The organism is Rhodopseudomonas parapalustris (genome assembly GCF_053772255.1).
Map to the genome: position 1 here is coordinate 207,850 of NZ_JAMKBZ010000004.1, position 21,476 is coordinate 229,325.

General features: G+C 66.0%; 16 protein-coding genes. 10 read left to right on the top strand and 6 right to left on the bottom strand.

All coding sequences use genetic code 11. From position 1 onward, the window contains the following. Nucleotides 1–76: 76 nt before the first annotated feature. The 4 genes from M9H71_RS05845 (at nucleotide 77) to M9H71_RS05860 (ending at nucleotide 6,948) form a co-directional block, all read left to right on the top strand. Nucleotides 77–970, top strand: a complete 894-nt coding sequence (locus M9H71_RS05845) for an efflux RND transporter periplasmic adaptor subunit (protein WP_455404127.1) — start codon at nucleotides 77–79, stop codon at nucleotides 968–970. Next, on the top strand, nucleotides 970–4,116 hold the full coding sequence (locus M9H71_RS05850; RefSeq protein WP_455404128.1) for an efflux RND transporter permease subunit: 3,147 nt from the start codon (nucleotides 970–972) through the stop codon (nucleotides 4,114–4,116). Before M9H71_RS05845 ends, M9H71_RS05850 begins: the two co-directional genes overlap by 1 nt. Nucleotides 4,117–4,161: 45 nt before the next feature. Then, complete coding sequence (locus M9H71_RS05855) at nucleotides 4,162–5,967, top strand: AsmA family protein (protein ID WP_455404129.1); 1,806 nt, start codon at nucleotides 4,162–4,164, stop codon at nucleotides 5,965–5,967. Nucleotides 5,968–6,051: 84 nt separating this feature from the next. Then, nucleotides 6,052–6,948, top strand: a complete 897-nt coding sequence (locus M9H71_RS05860; RefSeq protein ID WP_455404130.1) for an efflux RND transporter periplasmic adaptor subunit — start codon at nucleotides 6,052–6,054, stop codon at nucleotides 6,946–6,948. Nucleotides 6,949–7,009: 61 nt separating this feature from the next. On the opposite strand, the gene M9H71_RS05865 is transcribed toward M9H71_RS05860, so the two are convergent. The 3 genes from M9H71_RS05865 to M9H71_RS05875 form a co-directional block, all read right to left on the bottom strand. Further along, nucleotides 7,010–7,264: a superinfection immunity protein gene (locus M9H71_RS05865; protein ID WP_455404131.1), complete on the bottom strand. Its 255-nt coding sequence runs from the start codon at nucleotides 7,262–7,264 to the stop codon at nucleotides 7,010–7,012. Between the two features lie 311 nt (nucleotides 7,265–7,575). Next, entirely contained in the window at nucleotides 7,576–9,213 is a 1,638-nt protein-coding gene (locus M9H71_RS05870; protein ID WP_455404132.1) for a lysine--tRNA ligase, read from the bottom strand. A gap of 33 nt (nucleotides 9,214–9,246) precedes the next feature. Then, nucleotides 9,247–10,155: a transporter substrate-binding domain-containing protein gene (locus tag M9H71_RS05875; RefSeq protein WP_455404133.1), complete on the bottom strand. Its 909-nt coding sequence runs from the start codon at nucleotides 10,153–10,155 to the stop codon at nucleotides 9,247–9,249. A gap of 76 nt (nucleotides 10,156–10,231) precedes the next feature. On the opposite strand from M9H71_RS05875, the gene M9H71_RS05880 reads away from it, so the two are divergent. Continuing rightward, a complete protein-coding gene (locus tag M9H71_RS05880; protein WP_455404134.1) occupies nucleotides 10,232–12,322 on the top strand; it encodes a glycosyltransferase family 2 protein in 2,091 nt (696 codons plus the stop codon). On the opposite strand, the gene M9H71_RS05885 is transcribed toward M9H71_RS05880, so the two are convergent. Both M9H71_RS05885 and M9H71_RS05890 read right to left on the bottom strand, forming a co-directional pair. After that, nucleotides 12,273–12,872 carry an SCO family protein gene (locus tag M9H71_RS05885; protein WP_455404135.1) on the bottom strand — a complete coding sequence of 200 codons (600 nt, stop codon included), beginning with the start codon at nucleotides 12,870–12,872 and terminating at the stop codon, nucleotides 12,273–12,275. The genes M9H71_RS05880 and M9H71_RS05885 overlap by 50 nt on opposite strands. Before the next feature lie 176 nt (nucleotides 12,873–13,048). After that, nucleotides 13,049–13,507 carry a hypothetical protein gene (locus tag M9H71_RS05890; protein ID WP_455404204.1) on the bottom strand — a complete coding sequence of 153 codons (459 nt, stop codon included), beginning with the start codon at nucleotides 13,505–13,507 and terminating at the stop codon, nucleotides 13,049–13,051. A gap of 707 nt (nucleotides 13,508–14,214) precedes the next feature. On the opposite strand from M9H71_RS05890, the gene M9H71_RS05895 reads away from it, so the two are divergent. Together M9H71_RS05895 and M9H71_RS05900 are read left to right on the top strand one after the other, a co-directional pair. Next, the gene (locus tag M9H71_RS05895; protein WP_455404136.1) at nucleotides 14,215–16,185 is read left to right on the top strand and encodes a methyl-accepting chemotaxis protein; all 1,971 of its coding nucleotides are present in this window, start codon (nucleotides 14,215–14,217) and stop codon (nucleotides 16,183–16,185) included. A gap of 153 nt (nucleotides 16,186–16,338) precedes the next feature. Continuing rightward, nucleotides 16,339–16,716, top strand: coding sequence for a hypothetical protein (locus M9H71_RS05900; RefSeq protein WP_455404137.1), 378 nt, complete (start codon nucleotides 16,339–16,341; stop codon nucleotides 16,714–16,716). Nucleotides 16,717–16,919: 203 nt separating this feature from the next. Here the strand turns inward: M9H71_RS05900 and M9H71_RS05905 are convergent, their stop codons facing one another. Next, a complete protein-coding gene (locus M9H71_RS05905; RefSeq protein ID WP_455404138.1) occupies nucleotides 16,920–18,083 on the bottom strand; it encodes an NADH:flavin oxidoreductase/NADH oxidase in 1,164 nt (387 codons plus the stop codon). 159 nt (nucleotides 18,084–18,242) lie between these two features. Between M9H71_RS05905 and M9H71_RS05910 the strand changes: the two genes are divergently transcribed. From M9H71_RS05910 to M9H71_RS05920, 3 genes are all read left to right on the top strand, one after another. Continuing rightward, entirely contained in the window at nucleotides 18,243–19,241 is a 999-nt protein-coding gene (locus tag M9H71_RS05910) for a Bug family tripartite tricarboxylate transporter substrate binding protein (protein WP_455404139.1), read from the top strand. A gap of 21 nt (nucleotides 19,242–19,262) precedes the next feature. Further along, nucleotides 19,263–20,165 carry a LysR family transcriptional regulator gene (locus M9H71_RS05915; protein ID WP_455404140.1) on the top strand — a complete coding sequence of 301 codons (903 nt, stop codon included), beginning with the start codon at nucleotides 19,263–19,265 and terminating at the stop codon, nucleotides 20,163–20,165. A gap of 131 nt (nucleotides 20,166–20,296) precedes the next feature. Further along, on the top strand, nucleotides 20,297–21,415 hold the full coding sequence (locus M9H71_RS05920) for a 4-oxalomesaconate tautomerase (RefSeq protein ID WP_455404141.1): 1,119 nt from the start codon (nucleotides 20,297–20,299) through the stop codon (nucleotides 21,413–21,415). Nucleotides 21,416–21,476: the final 61 nt, after the last annotated feature.

The window sequence follows — 21,476 nt, forward strand, 5'->3', positions numbered from 1 at the left end:
GCAGCGCTCCGATGCCGCCGGCCCGGCGATCGAACCGGGGGGCGCCACCAATCTCGAAAGTTCGCCGAGTGCACAGATGATCAACGCGTGGACCCGTTCGTATCTGTTGCCGGCTGGCGCCGCGATCGCCGCCGGCTGCTGGGGCGGTTTCGCCATGCTGCTGCCGGCGCACGCTGATCAACCCGCGACCACTGCGGGCGTACAGGTCGTGGTCGCCAAAGCCACCAACGCCTGCTTCTCCGACAAGGTCAGGGTTACCGGCTTCGTGGTGCCGCGCAAGGAAGCGGTTGTGATCGCCGACGGCGACGGCCGCGTCACCGACGTGCTGGTGCGCGAGGGCGACATCGTCACCGACAATCAGGATCTGGTGCGCGTCACGGGCGCCGGCGGCAACAGGACGCTGAAGGCGCCAGCCGCGGGTTTGATTACCGAGGTGCGGACCATCGCCGGAGCGCCGGCCTCGCCGCTAGCCGGACCGATGCTGCGGATCGCGGTCGGCAACGAACTCGAAGTGGAAGCCGAAGTGCCGAGCATTCATGCGCTCAAGGTCGGACCAGGGGCCATCGCCAGGATTAGCCGGGACGACGGCATCGAGCTTACCGGCACGGTACGGCTCGGCGCGCCGCAGATCGACCGCAAGACCCAGTTCGGCCAGGTGCGAATTGCACTCGCCGCATCGCCCGCCCTCAAGGTCGGGATGTTCGTCCGCGTCACCATCGACGCGCGGCGAAGCTGCGGCGTCTCGATCCCGCGCTCGGCGATCGACCATTCCTCCGTGCAGGTGGTGAAGGACAACGTGGTAGAAACCCGCTCGGTCAAGGTCGGGCTGACCTCTGACAGCGCAATCGAGATTGTCGACGGCGTGCGCGAAGGCGAAACCGTGGTGGCCGACGCCGGCACCTCGCTGCACGACGGCGACCGCATCAAGCCGATATTCACCGACGATTCCGAGCGATCGAAAGCGCGCTGATGGGCCTCAACGTTTCCTCCTGGTCGATCCGGCACCCGCTGCCATCGATCGTGTTCTCGATCATTCTGCTGGCGCTGGGCTGGATCAGCTTCACCAAGCTGGCGGTGACGCGGCTGCCGAGCGCTGACATTCCGGTGATCTCGGTCGCGGTGTCGCAATTCGGCACCGCGCCGGCCGAGCTGGAAGCGCAGGTCACCAAGACCATCGAGGATGGCGTTTCAGGCGTCGAAGGCGTGCGGCACATCGCCTCCTCGATCACCGACGGGCTCTCGGTGACGACGATCCAGTTCGCGCTGGAAACCAACACCGACCGCGCCCTCAACGACGTCAAGGACGCGGTGACGCGGGTCCGCGCCAACCTGCCGCAGAACATCAACGAGCCGCTGATCCAGCGCGTCGACGTGATCGGCCTGCCGATCGTCACCTATGCGGCGATCTCGCCCGGCAAGACGCCCGAACAACTGTCCTGGTTCGTCGACGACGTCGTCAAGCGCGCGTTGCAGGGCGTGCGCGGCGTCGCCCAGGTCGAGCGCATCGGCGGCGTCGAGCGCGAGATCCTGGTGTCGCTCGATCCCGACCGGCTGAGAGCGGTGGGACTGACCGCGCTCGACGTGTCGCGGCGGCTGCGCGGCACCAATGTCGACCTCGCGGGTGGCCGCGCCGAGATCGGCAACAACGATCAGGCGATCCGGACCCTGGCCGGTGCCCGAACGCTGAACGACCTCGCCGGCACCATGATCAGCCTAAACGCCGGCGGCGAGGTGCGGCTCGACGATCTCGGCACCGTGACAGACACCATCGCGGCGCGCCACACCTTCGCGCGCTTCAACGGCGAGCCGGTGGTGGCGCTCGGCATCAAGCGCTCGAAAGGCGCCAGCGACGTCGTGGTCGCCGAAGCGGTGCAGAAGCGGATCGATGCGCTGAAGGCGCAATATCCCGACGTCGAGCTGAAGCTGATCGACACCTCGGTCGACTACACCAAGGGCAATTACGATGCGGCGATCTCGACGCTGTTCGAGGGCGCGATCCTCGCCGTCATCGTGGTGTTCCTGTTCCTGCGCGACTTCCGTGCCACCGTCATCGCGGCGATCTCGCTGCCGCTGTCGATCTTCCCGGCGTTCTGGGCGATGGACATGCTGGGGTTCTCGCTGAACCTCGTCAGCTTTCTGGCGATCACGCTGTCGACCGGCATCCTGGTCGACGACGCCATCGTCGAGATCGAGAACATCGTCCGCCACATGCGGATGGGCAAATCACCGTATCAGGCGGCGATCGAGGCCGCCGACGAGATCGGCCTCGCGGTGATCGCGATCTCGCTGACCATCATCGCGATCTTCGCGCCCGCCAGCTTCATGTCGGGCATCGCCGGCCAATTCTTCAAGCAGTTCGGCATCACCGTCTCGGTCCAGGTGTTCTTCTCGCTGCTGGCGGCCCGGTTCGTGACGCCGGTGCTGGCGGCGTATTTCCTGAAAGACCATCCGCACGTCGAGAAGCCGCCGGGCCGCGTGTTGCGGGCCTACACCCGCATCGTCACCTGGTCGGTGCATCACTATTACATCACGGTGCTGATCGGGCTAGGCATCTTCGCCGCCTCGATCTGGAGCATCGTGCTGCTGCCGCAAGGCTTCCTGCCGGCGCAGGACACCGCGCGCTCGGTGCTGGCGATGCAGTTGCCGCCCGGCACCCAGATCGGCACGACCGAGAAGACCACCGAGGCGATCGTCAAGCTGCTACGCGAGCGTCCCGAAGTGAGAAGCGTGTTCGTCGACGGCGGCCGGGTGCCACCCGGCATCCAGGAAGTGCGACGCGCTTCGCTGATCATCAACTACACGCCGAAGCACGATCGTTCGATCACCCAGCGCGAACTCGAACACGAGATCAGCAAGCAGCTCGATCAGGTGCCGGACATCCGCTACTGGTTCCTCGACGAGAACGGGCTGCGCGCGATCTCGCTGGTGGTGACCGGCGACGACAGCGCCGTGGTCGACAACGTCGCCCAGGAACTGGCGTCGCAGATGAAGCGGATTCCGCTGATCTCCAATGTCATTTCCGAAACGGCGCTGGACCGGCCCGAATTGCGGATTCGCCCGCGCGCCGATCTCGCCGCCCGGCTCGGCGTTTCGACCGAGAGCCTGTCCGAGACGATCCGGGTCGCCACCATCGGCGACGTCGGCCCGGCGCTCGCCAAATTCGACGCCGGCGACCGGCTGGTGCCGATCCGGGTGCAGCTCGAAGACTCGGCGCGCGGCGAGCTCGCCACGCTCGAACAGCTTCAGGTGCCGATCTATGGCGGCCGCGGCGCGGTGCCGCTGTCGGTGGTCGCCGACGTCAAATTCGATCAGGGCCCGACCAGCATCAATCGCTACGACCGGCTGCGCCAGGCCACCGTCGCGGCCGACCTCGTCGGCAATTCCGCGCTCGGCGACGCCACCAAGCAGATCAACGAGCTGCCGGTGATGAAGTCGCTGCCGAAGGGCGTCAAGGTCAGCCCCTCGGGCGATGCCGAAAACCTCGCCGAACTGTCCGACGGCTTCGCCACCGCGATCAGCGGCGGCCTGATGATGGTGTATGCGGTGCTGGTGCTGCTGTTCGGCACCTTCCTGCAGCCGATCACCATCCTGTTCTCGCTGCCGCTGTCGATCGGCGGCGCGATCGGCGCGCTGCTGCTGACCGGCAAGCAGCTCACTACGCCGGTTTGGATCGGCATCCTGATGCTGATGGGCATCGTGACCAAGAACGCAATCATGCTGATCGAATTCGCCATGGAGGCGATGCGCGAGGGCAAGAGCCGTGACGCGGCGATCATCGACGCCGGCCAGAAACGCGCCCGTCCGATCGTGATGACGACGATCGCGATGGTGGCCGGCATGACGCCGAGCGCGCTGGCATTCGGCGCCGGCGGCGAATTCCGTTCGCCGATGGCGCTGGCGGTGATCGGCGGTCTGATCTTCTCCACGGTGCTGTCGCTGATCTTCGTGCCGGCGGTGTTCATGATGATGGACGACGTCGGCCGCGGCTTCTGGGCGGTCGGCAAACGGCTGCTCAGCGGCAGTTCGCGGGATGCAGCCGAGGCAGCGCCGGCGGCGCCATCGGCCGGAACCGAACCCACGCCGCCCGCCAAAAAGTCGTCGTTCTGGCGCGATTAAGTGAGCACGGGACCGGGCGACCTGCCGGATGCGTGAGGAGTCGAGATGAAACCGATCAGGATCGCAGGCGCCGTCTTCGCCCTGCTCGTCGCGGCGGCGATCCTGCTGATGGCGGTCGGGATTCCGGCTGGTGCGCTGACGGCCGCGATGCAGAGCCGGATCGAACGCGACACGGGTTACCGGGTGACGATCGCCGGAGCCGGCACGGTCCGGCTGTTCCCGGCGGTGGCGCTGACCTTACACGACGTCACCGCCGAATTGCCGGGCAAGCGCGATGCCGATCACCGGATCAGGATCGCGACCGTCCGCGCCGAACTGCCGCTCACCAGCGTGATCTCGGCAACGCCGCGGATCACCGAGCTGACCTTGATCAAGCCGGAGCTTCATCTGCCGTTGAGGCGGCGGAACGAGCCCTCGGCTGCCGAGCCGGCGCCAGCGCGCACGCCGCCCGGCGCCGAACTCGCCGAGATCGAACGCATCGTGATCCAGGACGGCGCCGTGGTAATGACCAGCGCGGCCGATCGCGTCGAGCAGCGGATCGCCGGCATCCAGGCCGATATCGAGCGCGACGATGCGGTCGGTCCGATCACCGCCAGCGGTTCAGCGACGCTCGGCCGGTCGCCGCTGTCGTTCGAACTGACCGCAACGCCGCCCACGGACAACGGGCAGCCGGTCCTGGTCGACCTGTCGATCGACGCGCCGGGGCTGCTGACGTCGCGCCTCAACGCAAAGGCGGAAGCGAGGCTGCGCGGCACCGCGCTGGCGATCAACGGCATCAGCGGCAAACTCGGCGATGCGCCCTTGAACGGCTGGGCCTCAGTCGATTTCAACGGCAAGCCGCGGGTCAAACTCGATCTCGACTTTCAACGCCTCGATCTCGTCGCCATCACTCGCTCGGCGCCGCCCGGCGCGCCGTGGAGCGAGACGCCGCTCGACCTTATCGGCCTCAATTATGTCGATGCCGACGTCAGGCTGTCGGCCAAGGAGCTAAATATCGGCCCGGCGCGGATCGCGCCGGCCTCCGCCGACGCCAAGCTGGCCGGCGGAGTGCTGTCGCTGCAGGCGGCGCGCCTCGGTGCCTATGGGGGAGAAGCCAGCGGCACGCTGGTGATCGACGCCTCCGGCGCCACGCCCGCGTTCGATCTGCGATGCGACATCGCCGGCGTTCACGCTTTGCCGCTGCTCGACGGCTTGGCCGATTTCGATCGGATCGATGGCAAGATGCAGGCGAAGCTGGCGCTGCGCAGCAGCGGCGGCAGCGCCCGCGCCATCGCGGCCGGCCTCGAAGGCAGCGCGGCTGTCGGTCTCCGCGACGGCGCGATCCGGGGCCTCGACGTCGTCCGGATGATCCGCAATCTGACCACGCACATTCAGAACGGCTGGCAGATCGCTCCGACAGACGCCACCGATCTGAGCGAATTCACGGCCTCGTTCAAAATTACGCAGGGCAAGGCCGAGACCTCGGACTTGAAGCTGGCCGGGCCCTTGGTGCGGATGACCGGCACCGGCACGATCGACCTGCCGGCCAAAACGCTGGCGTTCAAGGTTGAACCCAAACTGGTTGCGACCACCCAGGGCCAAAGCGCGCCGGAACGCGGTATCTCGGCGCCGGACGTGGAGCCGATCGGCTTCGGCATTCCGGTCCGGATCGAGGGCCCGTGGGTCGCGCCGCGAATCTACCCAGACATCGCCGGCGTGCTCGACGATCCAGATGCAGCATACCGGCGCCTGCGCGAGATCGGCAGTGGTCTGTTCGGCAACGGCGGCGCCGACTCGGGCGCCACAGGCCATTCCAGTCAAGACAGCGGCGCGGCCGTCGACGCATTCATCAAGCAATTGTTCGGACGGTGACGATCGATGCAACGGTGCGGCGAAACCAAGATCAGTGCGACGACGGCAGGTAACGTCGCCCCCGTATCCAGGCGAGGATCGAACATGATGAGGCCGATCGCCCGCGCTCGCGATGGCGCGCCGTATCACCGGCGGGTCATGCTGGCAACGCTGGCTGCGGCAAGCGCGCTGGTGCAACCGCTTCATGCGGAGGAAAGCGCCCCTGCCGCCCAGGCCGTCTCGGTGTTCGTGGCCGCCAAAGCCTGCTTCCCGGCGACCGTCGAAGTGTCCGGCTTCCTGATCCCGCGCGACGAAGTCTCGGTGCGCCCGGACCGGCCCGGCACCAAGGTGATCGATGTGCTGGTCGACCCCGGCGAGACCGTCACGCAAGGCCGGGCGCTGGCGAAGCTCGAGGGCGGCGCGACCGTGCAGGCGCCGGTTGCGGGTCTGGTATCGGCATCGACCGCCGTGATCGGCGCCCCCGCATCGTCCAAGGCCGAAGCGCTGTTCACTATCGTGACGCGCGGCGAATTCGACCTGGTCGGCCAGGTGCCGACCCGCGACATGCCGCAACTTTCGATCGGACAATCGGCGACGGTGAAAGTGGTGGGCGACAAGAGCGAGATGCAAGGCAAGGTACGCCGCGTCTCTGCGACGGTGGAGCCCAAGACCCAGCTCGGCAACGTGTTTATCGGCCTCGGCTCCGACAAACGCCTGCTCGCCAACGCCTCCGGCCGCGCAACGATCAAGACCGGCGAGAGCTGCGGCATTTCGGTGCCCCTCACCGCAGTGATCTATAATCCGGTCGGCACCATCGTGCAGGTGGTGCGGCGGCAGGTCGTCGAAACCCGGCGCGTCGACATCGGCCTGATGAACGGCGGCAACGTCGAAATTCGCAACGGTCTGAAGGAAGGCGACATCGTAGTTGAAAGCGCCGGAGCGCAGCTCCGCGAGGGCGACACGGTGAAGCCGGTGCTGTCCGCCGACGCCTCGGCGAAGTAATCACCGAGGCGCTTTGCGGCTGCTGCCGGTCGCAATCAGCGACGATGGCGACCGTGGCGGGTCATCGAATCAGGGAGAGCCTGGATCGCGGCGCCTGTTCCTTGTCGGCGAACACTGCGTAGTACAGCGCGTAGGCCCAGCCGATCCCAGTCCAGCCGAGCAGCAGATTGCCGGCGTAAAGACCCCATTTGTATTCGACATTACGCGCGAACGCGATCAGCATCGGCGCGCAATACAGCGCAGCAGCAACGAGATACATCGACCACACGATCGCCGGCATGTTGGCGTCGTAGGGCAGTCCAGCCAGTGCAGACATTGTCTTCCTCCATGAGACCCGATGTGAGAAACGGCACTGTCTTTCCCTTTGGAGTTGACGAGCGAACTGACGGGGCCGTTCGAGCGGCGACCGGCGAAGGGATTATCGTTGCGTGAACTGTGCGAAAGACGCGACGCAGCAAACCTTGTTTCAAATCAAGAGTGCAGCGCGAAAGGGCCGCGTCATTTCAACGCGGCGGGGACGCAATCAGGGCCGATCACGTCGAAAGCAGGTATCAGCGCGCCACTCACGATAAGTATCGTGAATAGCGCGCTAATAACGCAATAGATAATCCGATTGACGGCCGTAAGTTACGCGCTCCGCGCCAGCGCGCCGTCAATCATCGCCACCGCATTGCCGACGCCGTAGACGGCGACGAACGAGCCGAAGCGCGGCCCCTTCTCCTGGCCGAGCAGCACTTGGTACAACATGTTGAACCAGTCGAGCGACACGCCCGGCTTGCCGTCCTTGGCGGCCTTCTTGTGATCGAGGAACGGCTCGCGGCGGCCGATCTCGTAGACCACATCCTGGATCGCCTCGGCGGTCGCATCCGCCGGCAGTTGCGACAGCGCATCACGCAGATCCTGCAGCGCGGCACGCTCGGCATCGGTCGGATCGCGGAACACCTTGGTCGGCGCCACGAAATCGCGATAGTAATTGATCGCGTAGCCGACCATCGCGTCGAGCTTGGGGTGCGTCTCTGGTGTGACGCCCGGCCGGTAGCGGCCGATGAACCCCCACAGCGTATCGGCGTTCTCGGCGTTGGACGACGACACCAGCGTCAGCAGGAGCTGGAAGGTGACCGGCATGTCGGCCTTCGGCGGCTGGCCGGAATGGATGTGCCAGACCGGGTTGGCGAGGCGCTGCTTCAGATCCTGCCGCGCATAGCCGTCGAGGAACTGCTGATAATCATCGACATTGCGCGGGATAACGTCGAAATACAGACGCTTCGCCGCCTTCGGTTCGCGATACATGAACAGCGACAACGATTCCGGCGAGGCGTAGCGCAGCCACTCCTCGATCGTCAGGCCGTTGCCCTTCGACTTGGAAATCTTCTGGCCCTTGTCGTCGAGGAACAGTTCGTAATTGAAGCCTTCCGGCGGCGTGCCGCCGATCGCCTGGGCGATCTTGCCGGACAGCTTCACCGAGTCGATCAGGTCCTTGCCGGCCATTTCGTAGTCGACGCCGAGCGCGGTCCAGCGCATCGCCCAGTCCGGCTTCCATTGCAGCTTGCAATGCCCGCCGGTGACCGGAACGGTGACGCGCTCGTTGGTTTCCGGATCGTCGTAGGACACCGTGCCGGCCTTGACGTCGTGCGCGATGATCGGCACCTGCAGCACCACGCCGGTGCGCGGGCAGATTGGCAGGAACGGCGAGTAGCTGGCGGCGCGCTCCTCGCGTAAGGACGGCAGCATGATCGCCATCACCTTGTCGAGCCGTTCCAGCACCTTCAACAGCGTCGCGTCGAACCGGCCGGACTTGTAGTAATCGGTCGCCGAGGCGAACTCGTAGTCGAAGCCGAAGGTGTCGAGGAAGGCGCGCAGCCGGGCGTTGTTGTGTGCGCCGAACGAATCGTGAGTGCCGAACGGGTCCGGCACGCTGGTCAGCGACTTGCCGAGATTCTTCTCCAGCAGTTCCTTGTTCGGGACGTTGTCCGGCACCTTGCGCAGGCCGTCCATGTCGTCGGAGAACGCCAGCAGCTTGGTCTTGATCTTGTCGTCGGTCAGCACGCGGAAGGCGTGGCGCACCATCGTGGTGCGCGCGACTTCGCCGAACGTGCCGATGTGCGGCAGTCCGGACGGACCATAGCCGGTCTCGAACAGCACCTCGTCCTTCGGATGCTTTTTCAGCCGGTTCACCAGCGCGCGCGCCTGCTCGAACGGCCAGGCGTTGGATTGTTCGGCGAGGGTACGCAGCTCGGAAGCGTTCGGAAGGTCGATCGTGGTCATTCAGGTCTCCGGCCGCCAGTGAAGGCGGGTCTTTCAAAACGGGCTGACGGAGAAGTACCGCAGCCAAAGATCAGTGTACTGGCCCTTGTCCCAGATCCGGAACAGCGCCCAATTCAGGGCCTGGCGCAACGTGTCGTTGCCCTTGCGCACCGCGATGCCGACACCCTCGCCGAAATAACGGCTCTCCAGGAACGGGGCGCCGGAAAACGCGCAGCAATTCTCCGAATCGGTGCCGTTGATCCAAAACGCCAGCGAAATCGCATCGCCGAAGATGAAGTCGACTTCGCCGCGCTTCAGCGCCGCGCGCAACGCCTCGGCATTCGGATAGGAGTGCAGCTCGGCGTCGGTGAACATCGCCTTCAAATAGGCCTCGTGAGCCGACCCTGCGATCGCGCCGACCTTGCGGCCTTCGAGATATTCCGGCCGCATCTCGGCCATCACCGCATCCTTGCGGGCGACGAACCGCGCAGGCGTGCGGTAGTACGGATCGGTGAAGTCGAGCTTGGCGCGAGTTTGCGGCATCACCGCCAACGACGCGATGATCGCATCGCCGCGGTTACTGCTCAGCGCGTCGAGCAACGTCTCGAACTTGCGCATCTGGATGGTGCAGGTGACCTTGATCTCCTCGCACAGCGCCCGCGCCAGATCGACGTTGAAGCCGGCCGGATTGCCGTCGGCGCCGGTGAAGTTGAACGGCGGATAGTCGACCTCGGTCAGGAACCGGATCATCGTCAGGCGCGACAGGTCGGGCCGCTCCGGCCGGCGACGCGGATCCCAGAATCCAGGCACCGCATGGGCGGTGGCTGCGGCGACCGCTTTCGCCTCCGGACTGGTCTCGGCTGCGCGCACCGGTGCCGCCGCGAAGGCACAAGCCAGCGCCACGACGCTCACGCGCCATGCGGCGAGTCGGGCATTGCCGAAAAAAACAATCTGTGGTTGCATTGTCAGGGGTTCCGCACCGGCGGTCTTATAGACCATCCGGGGCGGGAGGCGAGTGTCGTTTGCGTTGGGGCGTGCCATGGTGGTGACCGATCGCGCCGGATTGCACGATACGGTGGCGGAGCGGCGCGGCGATGATGAGGCAGAGCCCTCATGGCCCGAACGTCCGGGCTTTCTCGCGTTCTGGCCGGTGGATGTCGGCAATGACAATCGGCGTCCGCCCGACCGTTCCACCGTCGCGGCCCCGCGGCCCGAGAAGCACACCGTCCCGGAACTCGACTGCCTGCGCGGCGTGCTTGCGCCGGCACTGCTGCATGCGGCCGCGCGTCGCAGCCGGGAGCTTCAGGTCGGCGCGGACCGTGTGCTGATCCACCAGGGGCTGATCGACGAACAGGCGTATCTGCATCGTCTTTGTGGCGCGCTCCGGATCGGCTTCGAGCATTTCGATCAGGTCGATCGCTCCGACTGCCCGCTGAACGACGCGCAGATCACCGCCGCGACCGCAACCGGGATCGTTCCGCTCTACCTGAACGGCGAACTGACCTGGGTAATCGCGCCGCAGCGGCTGGCTTGCCGCAGACTGTGCTTATTGCTGGATGAATTCCCGGCGATCCGGCCCCGGCTGCGGCTCACCACGTCCTTCGCCCTGGAAGGCTTCCTTGCACGCCACGCTGCCCCGGCGCTCGCCGATGCGGCCAGCTCGGACCTGCACCATCGGTTTCCGATCCTGTCGGCAGCGACGCGACACGCCGGCCCGCTGTGGCGCCAGCGTCTCCAGCGCGGCGTCTGCGTGGCCGCGCTGGTGATGTTGCCGTTCTTCCCGGACCGCGAGGTCACCACCACGGTGCTCGCCCTGTGGTTCATCGGCTTCGCCGGACTGCGGCTGCTCGCCAGCCTGTGGCGACATCCACCCCCATCGCCAACGCGACGCCGACCGGACGGAGAGTTGCCGGTCTATACGGTGGTGGCGGCGCTGTATCGCGAGGCCGATTCGGTCGGGTCGCTGGTCGAGGCACTCGACGCGCTCGACTACCCGCGGGAAAAGCTCGACCTGATTCTGGTGATCGAGCCCGACGATCTCGCCACCCGCGCCGCGCTGGCGCGGCTGAGACATCGGCCGCATCTGCGAATCCTGATCGCGCCCGCGGTCGCGCCGAAGACCAAGCCGAAGGCGCTGAACTACGCTCTGGCCTTCGCCCGCGGCAGCTTCATCGCGGTGTTCGACGCCGAAGACCGGCCCGACCCCGGCCAGTTGCGGGCGGCCTTGGCTGCGTTCGACGCGGCGAGTCCCGAAACCGCCTGCGTGCAGGCCAGCCTGTGCATCGACAATCTGACGCACAACTGGCTGTCGCGCACCTTCCTGGCCGAATATGCCGGCCAGTTCGACCTGTTCCTGCCGGGCCTTGCCGCGCTCGGGCTGCCGCTGCCGCTCGGCGGCACGTCGAACCATTTTCGCACCGACGTACTGCGCGCGCTCGGCGCCTGGGATCCACACAACGTGACCGAGGACGCCGACCTCGGCTTCCGGCTGGCCCGATTCGGCTACCGCAGCGTCACCATCCGGTCGACCACCTACGAAGAGGCACCGCTCGCCTTCGGCAACTGGCTGCGCCAACGCTCCCGCTGGATGAAGGGTTGGATTCAGACCTGGGAGGTGCACATGCGTCGCCCACTCCGGCTGTGGCGCGAGACCGGCCCGGGGGGCTTTGTCGCCCTCAACCTGGTGGTCGGCGGCAACGTCCTGTCCGCACTGGCTTACCCGCTACTCCTGGCATTAATTCTGTTGGCGGTGGCCGATTGGGCGGCGCTGCTACCGTCCTGGCTCGCGCCGGACAGACCGACAGCGCTGCATTGGTTGACGATTGCAGCCGGCGTGACCTCGACCGCAGTGGTCGGCCTGCTTGGTCTGGCGCGGCGGCGACAATGGCGCCATGCCGGCGCCCTGGCGCTGACGCCGATTTACTGGCTATGCCTGTCGCTGGCGGCGTGGCGGGCGCTGATGCACTACGTCTGGTGCCCTTATCGCTGGGAGAAGACCCAACACGGCATCGCCCGTCGCGCTCATTCGGCCGCGCCCGAGCAAGCGCCCCTGCAACGGCGCCGGCGCCGCTACACTGATGCTACAGATAGCGCTTCAGATCAGCCGCGGCGTCCTCGGGCTTGCGCTTGATGTTGAAGGGAGCGACGAAATTGCCGAACTTGTCCATCAGATAGATCAGCGCGGTGTGATCCATCGTGTAATCGCCGTCCTTGAGCGGAACCTTCTTGGCGTAGACCCGATAGCCCTTCTCGATCTTCGCGGTCGCCTCCGGCGTTCCGACCAGCCCCTTCAGATGCGGATCGAAGCTCGACAGATAGTCCTTCATCGAGGCTGGCGTGTCGCGTTCGGGATCGACCGAAACGAAATAGGCGTTGACCCGATCGGCGTCGGGGCCGAGCGCCGCCAGCACCTGCGACAATTCGAACAGCGACGTTGGGCAGACGTCTGGGCAGCGGGTGAAGCCGAAGAAGATCAGCGTCGGCTTCCCCTTCATGTTTTGCTCGGTGACGATCTGGCCGTTCTGATCGGTCAGCCGGAACGGCCCTCCGATCGTCGCCGGTGCCGAAATCTTCTGCAGACCGCCGAGCAGCCACAGCACCACCACAAGACCGACGATCAGGCTGCCGGCGAAGGCGGCGACGACGACGAGCGGACGGATGGATTTGGCTTCTGCAGGCATCGGCGGAGTCCTCGAGAGCTCGGAGCGGCCGATGCGGCGAGATTTCCGCAAGGCCGGTTCGACGTGCGGATGAACCGCACTGCTGCCCAATAGAGCGGCGGGCTACAGCCGGCAAGCCGTGCCGCCGTCATACCGATCACGTCATCCGGAGATGGCGGGCCGCCGTATCCGCGGCGTCAGCGCCCCGCTTGGGCTTGCGCGTCCATGTAACAGGGGCGGTACATCGACAGCAGTTGCTTGCCGCGCAGGAAAATCATGTGCCGGGTCAGGCCGCCGCGCTTGGCGATCCAGCGGCGGATGCTGACCGGATACATCGTGTACAGCATCTGGGTGGCTTCGGCGTTGGTGATGGCCCGGCCGTTCGAGCCGAGATCCCATGCGGCATGAAAACCGAGATTGGCCCGCGAGGTCACACAGATCTTATCGTGCGGGACCGCACCGAGCACGATTGTGCAGGCAGAGGCGCAGAGGCCGTCGATCATCACCGTCTCACCGGAGCTTCGCAGCGACTGGTACTTATCGACGTAGGTTCCGATCCGGCCACCACGATCGTCGGCGATTCGCACCATCGCCTGGCTCGACGCCACGCCGGCGACCAGCAGCACGGCCGCGAGCATCCCCGTGATCAGTCTCATGGCTCCCCCAACGATCCCCGCCGCGAGACCGCACACGGCGCGACCTCGAAACAGTGCCAGGGTGATTTCCGATCGGGGCTTTGTCCAGATCGACAGCGGGCCTCGGACCAATTTCAAATCGAGTGTTGCCCGCAGGATGCACTGCCGATTTGCAAGGTCCCAAACTGAAACAGCGCAGCCCGCCGGCTCGCGCGACAGGCGGATCGGTTCCACCGCCGGCCGGTTCTGCGTGGCACCACCGCCTCGCACACCATCGACCCTGACATCTGCTGGCATCGAGTTTCGTCGGCAGGACCTCCGGTCTCGGTCGGTGACGGCGCAACACCTTGCTCCGACCACCCTACTCCGATCCGCACAGTTCGTGACGCAAAGCCGCGCGACAGATCCTGTTCGCAACAGGCCTCGTTTGGATCCATATGCGATGTACGCCAGCAGACCGTCGCTCGTTTGCAGGGCTTCGCGACAACTCATCGATCCGCTTCGGGCAACTACCAGGACAGCCGAGTCTCGCGTGAACTTAAGGCAAACTTAGCACTGGCCGGTCCACGCTTAGTTCGCTGCAAATCGGCGACATTCGAAGCTGTCCTGCCGGGATCGCAGTCGAATTCATCGCACGTTCGGACAGCAAACCGGTCTCCTGCCGTGCACTGGCCACCGCACCACCGCAGTGAGTGCAAGCGCTCCGCTCCGGCTCTTCGGGATCCTCAATGGCTCTTCGTCTCGGTCTATCGCCCAAAATCAATTCCATCGCCGTGGTCGGCATCGCCGGCGTTCTCGCCTTGGGCGCGCTGCACATGATCGGAACGTCCTCGCAGGATGCTGCGAGGCTGATCGACGAACACGCCCGCGCGCTCGGCGACAGCAATGAGCGATTGCAGATTGCCCTGCTCGAACAGCGCCGCGCCGAAAAGAACTTCATGCTGCGCAAGGACGAGCAATATCTCGGGCTGTTTCAGCAAAGCGGCCGGGTCGCGGCGGAGACGCTCGCCGACATGATCCGGCAGACCGAGTCGTCCGGCCAGAGCGAACTGACGCGCAGCCTGGTGTCGGTGCAGACGGGATTCGACAACTACCAACGCCAGTTCGGCCGGCTCGCCGAGGCCAGCATCAAGCTCGGCCTCAAAGAAGAGCTCGGCCTCGAAGGGGGCCTGCGGACTTCAGTGCACGCCATCGAGAAGGCGATCGGCCAGTTCGACGCGCCGGCGCTGATGGTGAAGATGCTGATGATGCGCCGTCACGAAAAGGATTTCATGCTCCGCCGCAATCCGAAATACGGCGACGAGATGAAGAAGCGCGCCGCCGAATTTGCCGAGGTGCTGGCAGCTTCCGCTCTGCCGGACACCGCAAAGGCCGAGGTCACCCAGAAACTCAACGCCTACCAACGCGACTTCTCGGCCTGGATGGAGGGAGCGCTCGCCTCGGGCCGCGCCGAGAAGGACATGGTGACGACCTATCGGTCGCTGCAGCCGGCGCTCGACGAATTGTTCAGCACGGTGAGGCAGCAGGCCGAGCACGCCAAGGCGATGGCGGCGACCGCGCGGCAGACGACCGAACACCGGATGCAGATCGCGATCATCGCCATCATCCTGGCCGTGATGGTGCTCGGCATCTGGATCGCCCGCTCGATCACCAAGCCGCTGGGCGGACTGAACGTCGGCATCCGGCGCCTCGGCGATGGCGAACTGGACCTAGTGCTGCCGGGCCTGCAGCGCAGCGACGAAATCGGCGACATGGCGCGGGCCGTGGAATCCTGCAAGCTGAAGGCGCAGGAGCGCGCCGCGGCCGAGGCCGCCGCACAGGCCGCGCAGGAGCGGCTGGCAGCCGAGCAACGCAAGCGCGACATGATCGTACTCGCCGACAAATTCGAAGGGGCAGTCGGCGAAATTGTCCAAACGGTGTCGTCGGCCTCGACCGAGCTCGAAGCCTCGGCAACGACCCTGACCTCGACCGCCGATCACGCCCAGCAGTTCACCACGCTGGTGGCGGCCGCGTCCGAAGAGGCGTCCGCCAACGTGCAATCGGTCGCCTCGGCGAGCGAGGAGATGGCGTCGTCGGTCAACGAGATCAGCCGCCAGGTCCAGGAAGCCGCCCGGATCGCCGCCGAGGCGGTCGCGCAGGCGCAAACCACCAACGAACGGGTCGGCTATCTCTCCGAAGCCGCAGCGCGCATCGGCGACGTCGTCGAGTTGATCAACGCGATCGCTGCACAGACCAACCTCCTGGCGCTCAACGCCACCATCGAGGCCGCCCGCGCCGGCGATGCCGGACGCGGCTTCGCCGTGGTGGCCGCGGAGGTCAAACAACTCGCCGAACAGACTGCGAAGGCGACCGAGCAGATCAGCCAGCAGGTCGGCGGCATCCAGAACGCGACAGATCAGTCGGTCGGCGCGATCCGCCAGATCGGCGATACCATCGGGCGAATGTCGGAGATCGCCGCGACGATCGCCTCCGCGGTGGAAGAGCAAGGCGCCGCGACCCAGGAGATCTCGCGCAACGTCCATCATGCCGCCGAAGGGACGCAGCAGGTCGCCGTCAACATCGTCGAGGTCCAGCGCGGCGCCTCCGCCACCGGCTCGGCGTCCGTCGAAGTGCTGTCGGCAGCGCAGTCGCTGGCGCACGACAGCACCCGGCTCAAGGACGAGGTCAGCCGTTTCCTGGGCACGGTACGCGCGGCCTGACGGCGCGACCGCTGCGGGCGATCGATGTCCTCGGCGTTATCACCACGTACCGTTAATGATCTTCGTAAAGGTTGATTTCGCTCGATCGTTGACGGATGTCGGGATCACCACCAATCATGCGGCGATAGTCATCTCTGGCGCTGAGGATCGCCCATGTCTCGCTTGTCCGCTGCTCTGCTCGCTTCCGCCGTGGTCGCCGGCGCCGCCGTTGCGCTGCCGACCGCCGCTTCCGCTTGTTACGGCTGCGCCCCGCCGCCGTGCTACAGTTGCTACCAGCAGCAATACGTTGCGCCGGAGTACCGCACTGTCGAAGAGACGGTGATGGTCAATCCGGGCCGCGTCGTCGCCCATCGCGTCGCGCCGCAGTATCGCACCGTGATGGTGCCGAAGACCGTGATGGTCTCGCCGGGCGGCGTCGCCTATGAGCGCATTCCGCCGCAATACGCCACCCGCGAACGCGTCGAAATGGTGTCGCCGGGCTACAGCTACTACGCGCCGGTTCGCCCGCGCTGCGGCGGTTGCGGCTGGTAACGCCTCGTTAACATCGTAGGATGGGTTGAGCTCTTGCGAAACCCATCCGGAGGCATCGAACGGTTCGATGGGTTTCGCTTGCGCTCAACCCATCCTACCGCCCCGCATCTTCGTCGCCCTTCGAATTAGTCGCGCTTCGAACGGATTCGTCATGGCCGGGCTGTGTCCCGGCCATCCGCGTGTCAATCTCCGCGGCTGATTTCTCAGCTCCGCCGGTACGGCAGCTTCCGTCCGTCGAGCCGACGCAGGCCCGGCTCGCGGCGCTCCAGCCACCAGCCGTATTGTTTCGGCCAGTCGGCAAACACCTCGTCGCCCTCGGTGAGTTCGAGCTGGGCGTGCAGCGCCCAGTTCGGATCGAACAGCACCTCGCGGCCGATCGCGATCAGATCGGCTTGGCCCTGCTCGACGATCTTCTCGGCCTGATCCGGATGAACGATCAGCCCCACCGCGATCGTCGGAATCTCGGCCTCGGTTCGGATCGTTTCGGCGAACGGCACCTGGAAGCCATAGCCGCGCGGAATCCGGTTGGCCGTCGCCGAGCCCATCAGACCGCCCGACGAGCAATCGATGATATCGGCGCCGCGGGCTTTAGACTCGCGCGCGAACACCACCGAGTCGGCAAGCTCGATGCCACCGTCGACGCCGTCGACCGAGGATACCCGTACCGCCAGCGGCAAATTGTCGGGCCAGACGGCGCGCACCGTCTCGATCACCTCCAACGGAAACCGCATCCGCCCCGCGCGATCGCCGCCATAGGCGTCGGTGCGCTTGTTCGACAGCGGCGACAGGAACGAATGCAGCAGATAGCCGTGGGCGCAGTGCACTTCGAGCATCTCGAACCCGGCCTCGACCGCCCGCAGCGTCGCGCTGCGCCAATGATCGAGCAAATGATCGAGATCGTCGTCGGTCAGCTCCTGCGGCGTCAGCCAGCCTTCGTCCATCGGGATCGAGCTCGGCGCGACGATGTCCCACGGTTGGTCGCCGCGTGCTGCGTCCTCTGCGGTCAGCGCCGCGTTGCCGTACCACGGCCGCTGCATGCTCGCCTTGCGGCCGGCATGAGCGAGCTGAATCGCCGGCACCGCGCCGTTGTCGCGCAGGAAAGCGGCGATCCGCTCCAGCGGCCGGACCTGGTCGTCGTTCCACAGCCCGAGATCGCCATGGGTGATGCGGCCATTGGCGGTAACGGCCGTCGCCTCCACCATCACGATGCCGGCGCCGCCTTGCGCGAACTTGCCGAGATGCACCAGGTGCCAGTCGTTGGCCACGCCGTCGACCGCGGAATACTGGCACATCGGCGAGACCAGGATGCGGTTCTTGGCGGTGACGCCACGCAGAGTGAAAGGGCGAAACAGCGGCGGCTGCGACATCGGGACAACGTTCCTCGGTGGTTTCTTCGGTCGGACTGAAATCGGCGGCAGCTCCGCCGACCCGTCCTGTTGGTTGACCGGACTCTGACGACCCCGGCGGATCAGGTCAATCGCCAGTGGTCGCTGTGAAATCCGATTCATTTGGACTATCGTCCCGTCATGAGCTTGATCCGTCGTACTGTTTTGTCCCGCCGGGCCGTCCTGACCTCCGCCGTCGTAGCCTTTGCGGCTGCACGCACGATACCCCTGGCGCACGCCCAGGGCCTGTATCCGACCCGACCGGTGCGGATCGTGCTGCCGTTCGCGGCCGGCGGCGTCGCCGACATCACCGCGCGGCTGATCGCCGATCAGCTCGGCACCAAGCTTGGCCAGCGGTTCTATGTCGAGAACCAGCCGGGCGCCGGCGGCATCAGCGCGGCGCGCACGGTGATCTCGGCGCAGCCTGACGGCACGACGCTGGCGCTGCTGTCGAACGGCACCGCGATCAGCGTGTCACTGTTCAAGAAGCTGCCGTTCGATCCGGTGAAGGATTTCGCGCCGATCTCCAGCCTGGGAACGTTCGATTTCCTGTTCGCGGTCCGCGCCGACTCCAAGTTCAAGACGCTGGAAGACGTCGTCAAGGCGGCGAAGCAGAAGCCCGGCGCGCTCAATGTCGGCACCATCAACACCGGCAGTACGCAGAACCTCGCCGCCGAACTGTTCAAGACCGCGGCCGGCGTCGACTTCGTGATCGTTCCGTTTCGCGGAACACCGGAGGTGCTAGTGGCACTGCTGCAGGACAGCGTCGATCTGACGATCGACAGCTATTCGGCGCTGAAGGGCAATCTCGCCGACGGCAAGCTCCGGGCGTTGGCGGCGACCGGACCGCTGCGCTCCAAGATCACGCCCGACATCCCGACGCTGCGCGAAAGCGGCATCGAGGCCAGCATCGAGTCCTGGAACGGGCTGTTCGCGCCGGCCGGCACACCGCCCGCGGTGATCGGCGCCTTGAACACGGCGCTGCAGGAGATTCTCGTCGATCCCGTGCTCAAGAAGAAGATGCTCGAACTCGGCATCGACGCCAAACCCTCGACCCCTGAGCAGTTGGCGGCCCGGCTGCGCGCAGATATCGACAAATGGCGCGCCGTGATCGAGCAGGCCGGGATCGAGCGGCAATAGCGGCGGCCCCGCAATCCAGCGATGAATCTCAAGCAGCTCGAATACTTCATGCACGTCGCCGAGCTCGGCTCCTTCAGCAAGGCGGCGATGGTGCTGGATGTGGCCCAGCCGGCGCTCAGCCGGCAGGTGCGCGGGCTGGAGACCGAACTGCGTCAGCAATTGTTTCTGCGTAACGGCCGCGGCGTCGCGCTGACCGAGGCGGGGCGACGGCTGTTCGACCACTCGGTCGCGATCATGCAGATGGTCGCCCACGCCCGCGAGGACCTCGGCGCCAGCCGCGACGCACCGGTCGGCCGCGTCACCATCGGCCTGCCGCCATCGATCGCGCGACAACTGACGCTGCCGCTGATCGATCACGTCAAGCGGACGTTGCCGGCGGCGCGACTGGCGATCGTCGAAGGCCTGTCGTCGCATGTCATCGAATGGGTCACCACCGGCCGCGCCGATGTCGGCCTCGTCTACAATCCGGACGCGCAGTCCGGCATCGAGATCACGCCGTTGTTGCAGGAGCCGCTCGGGCTGGTCAGCTACGCGCCCGCCGGCAAACGCCGCGCCGCGGCGGCGCCGCTTCCGTTCAAGGAACTGTCGAAATATCCGCTGATCGTTCCCGAACGGGTCCACGCGATGCGCCGGCTGCTGGAGAACGAAGCCGCACTGGCCGGGGTCAAGCTCGACATCGCCTGGGAGGTATCAAGTGTACCGTCGATCATCGAGCTGGTCTGCGCCGGTTACGGACATGCGGTGCTGACGCGCAGCGGCGTCGCCGCCACGCCGCGCGCCGCCGAGCTGGTGATGCGCCCGTTGATCGACCCGGCACCGGCGAGCGCGCTGTGCCTGGTGGTTCCGGCGACGCGGCGGCCGACGCCGCTGGCGCAGCACGCGATGCGACTGCTGACCGAGCTGGTCAAAGGCCTGCCGACCTGATCTCGGCTCACAGTTTCGGCATCGATTTCCGCACTTGCCATGCCGGAAGCCGATAGCTGTTATAGACCACCCGCGGTGGCGTCGTTCAGGCCGCCCGGCCACAATAGCAATAACAATTCGGAAGGAAACGAATGCAAACCGCTATTCCCTGCCTGTTCATGCGCGGCGGGACCTCACGCGGCCCCTTCTTCAACGCTGCCGATCTGCCGAGCGACATCGCGACCCGCGACAAGGTGCTGCTTGCGGTGATGGGCTCGCCCGACCGCCGCCAGATCGACGGCCTTGGCGGCGCGCATCCGCTCACCAGCAAGGTCGGCATCGTGTCCAAAGGATCGAAGCCCGGCGTCGATCTCGACTTCCTGTTCGCCCAGCTTCAGCCCGACAAGGACACCGTCGATACCACACCGAACTGCGGCAACATGCTGGCAGCCGTGGTGCCGTTCGCACTGGAGACCGGCATGGTGGAAGCGCAGAGCGCTACCACGACGCTGCGCGTGCTGACGCTCAACACCGACATGCAGTGCGACATCACCGTGCAGACGCCGGACGGACACGTCTCCTACGACGGCGACGCGCGGATCGACGGCGCACCCGGCACCTCGGCGCCGATCAAGATCAACTTCCTCGATACCGCAGGCTCGGTCGCCCCTGGTCTGTTGCCAACCGGCAATGTCCGCGACGTCATCGACGGCGTCGAGGTCACCTGCATCGACAATGGAATGCCGCTGGTGATGTTTCGGGCCGAGGCCGTCGGCCGCACCGGCTATGAGGGCGTCGCGCAGCTCAATGCCGACACCGATCTCAAGGCACGGCTGGAAAAACTGCGGATCGCCTGCGGCCACGCCATGCAGCTCGGCGACGTGACGTCGAAGAACTACCCGAAGATGACGCTGATCTCGGCGCCGCGTGCCGGCGGCAGCATTTCGACCCGCAGTTTCATCCCGCACGTCTGCCACGACGCGATCGGCGTGCTCGCCGCCGTCACGGTGGCGACCGCCTGCGTGCTGAAAGGCAGCGTCACCGACGGCATCGCCCAGGTGCCGGATGGAAATGTGAAGCAGATCTCGGTGGAGCACCCGACCGGCGAATTCTCGGTCGAGATCGAAGTCGATCCGGCCAATCCGCAGACCGTCACCCGCGCCGCCTTGCTGCGTACCGCCCGCCTGATCATGCGCGGCGAAGCGATGGTGCCGGGCACGGTGTGGGACGGCAAGCAGACCAGCGATACAGCGCTGCGGCGCGCGGGGTGAAACAACGACGAAACTGGAACGCGTATCGATGCTCGCTGAGTTAGCGAGCGGGCAACCACAT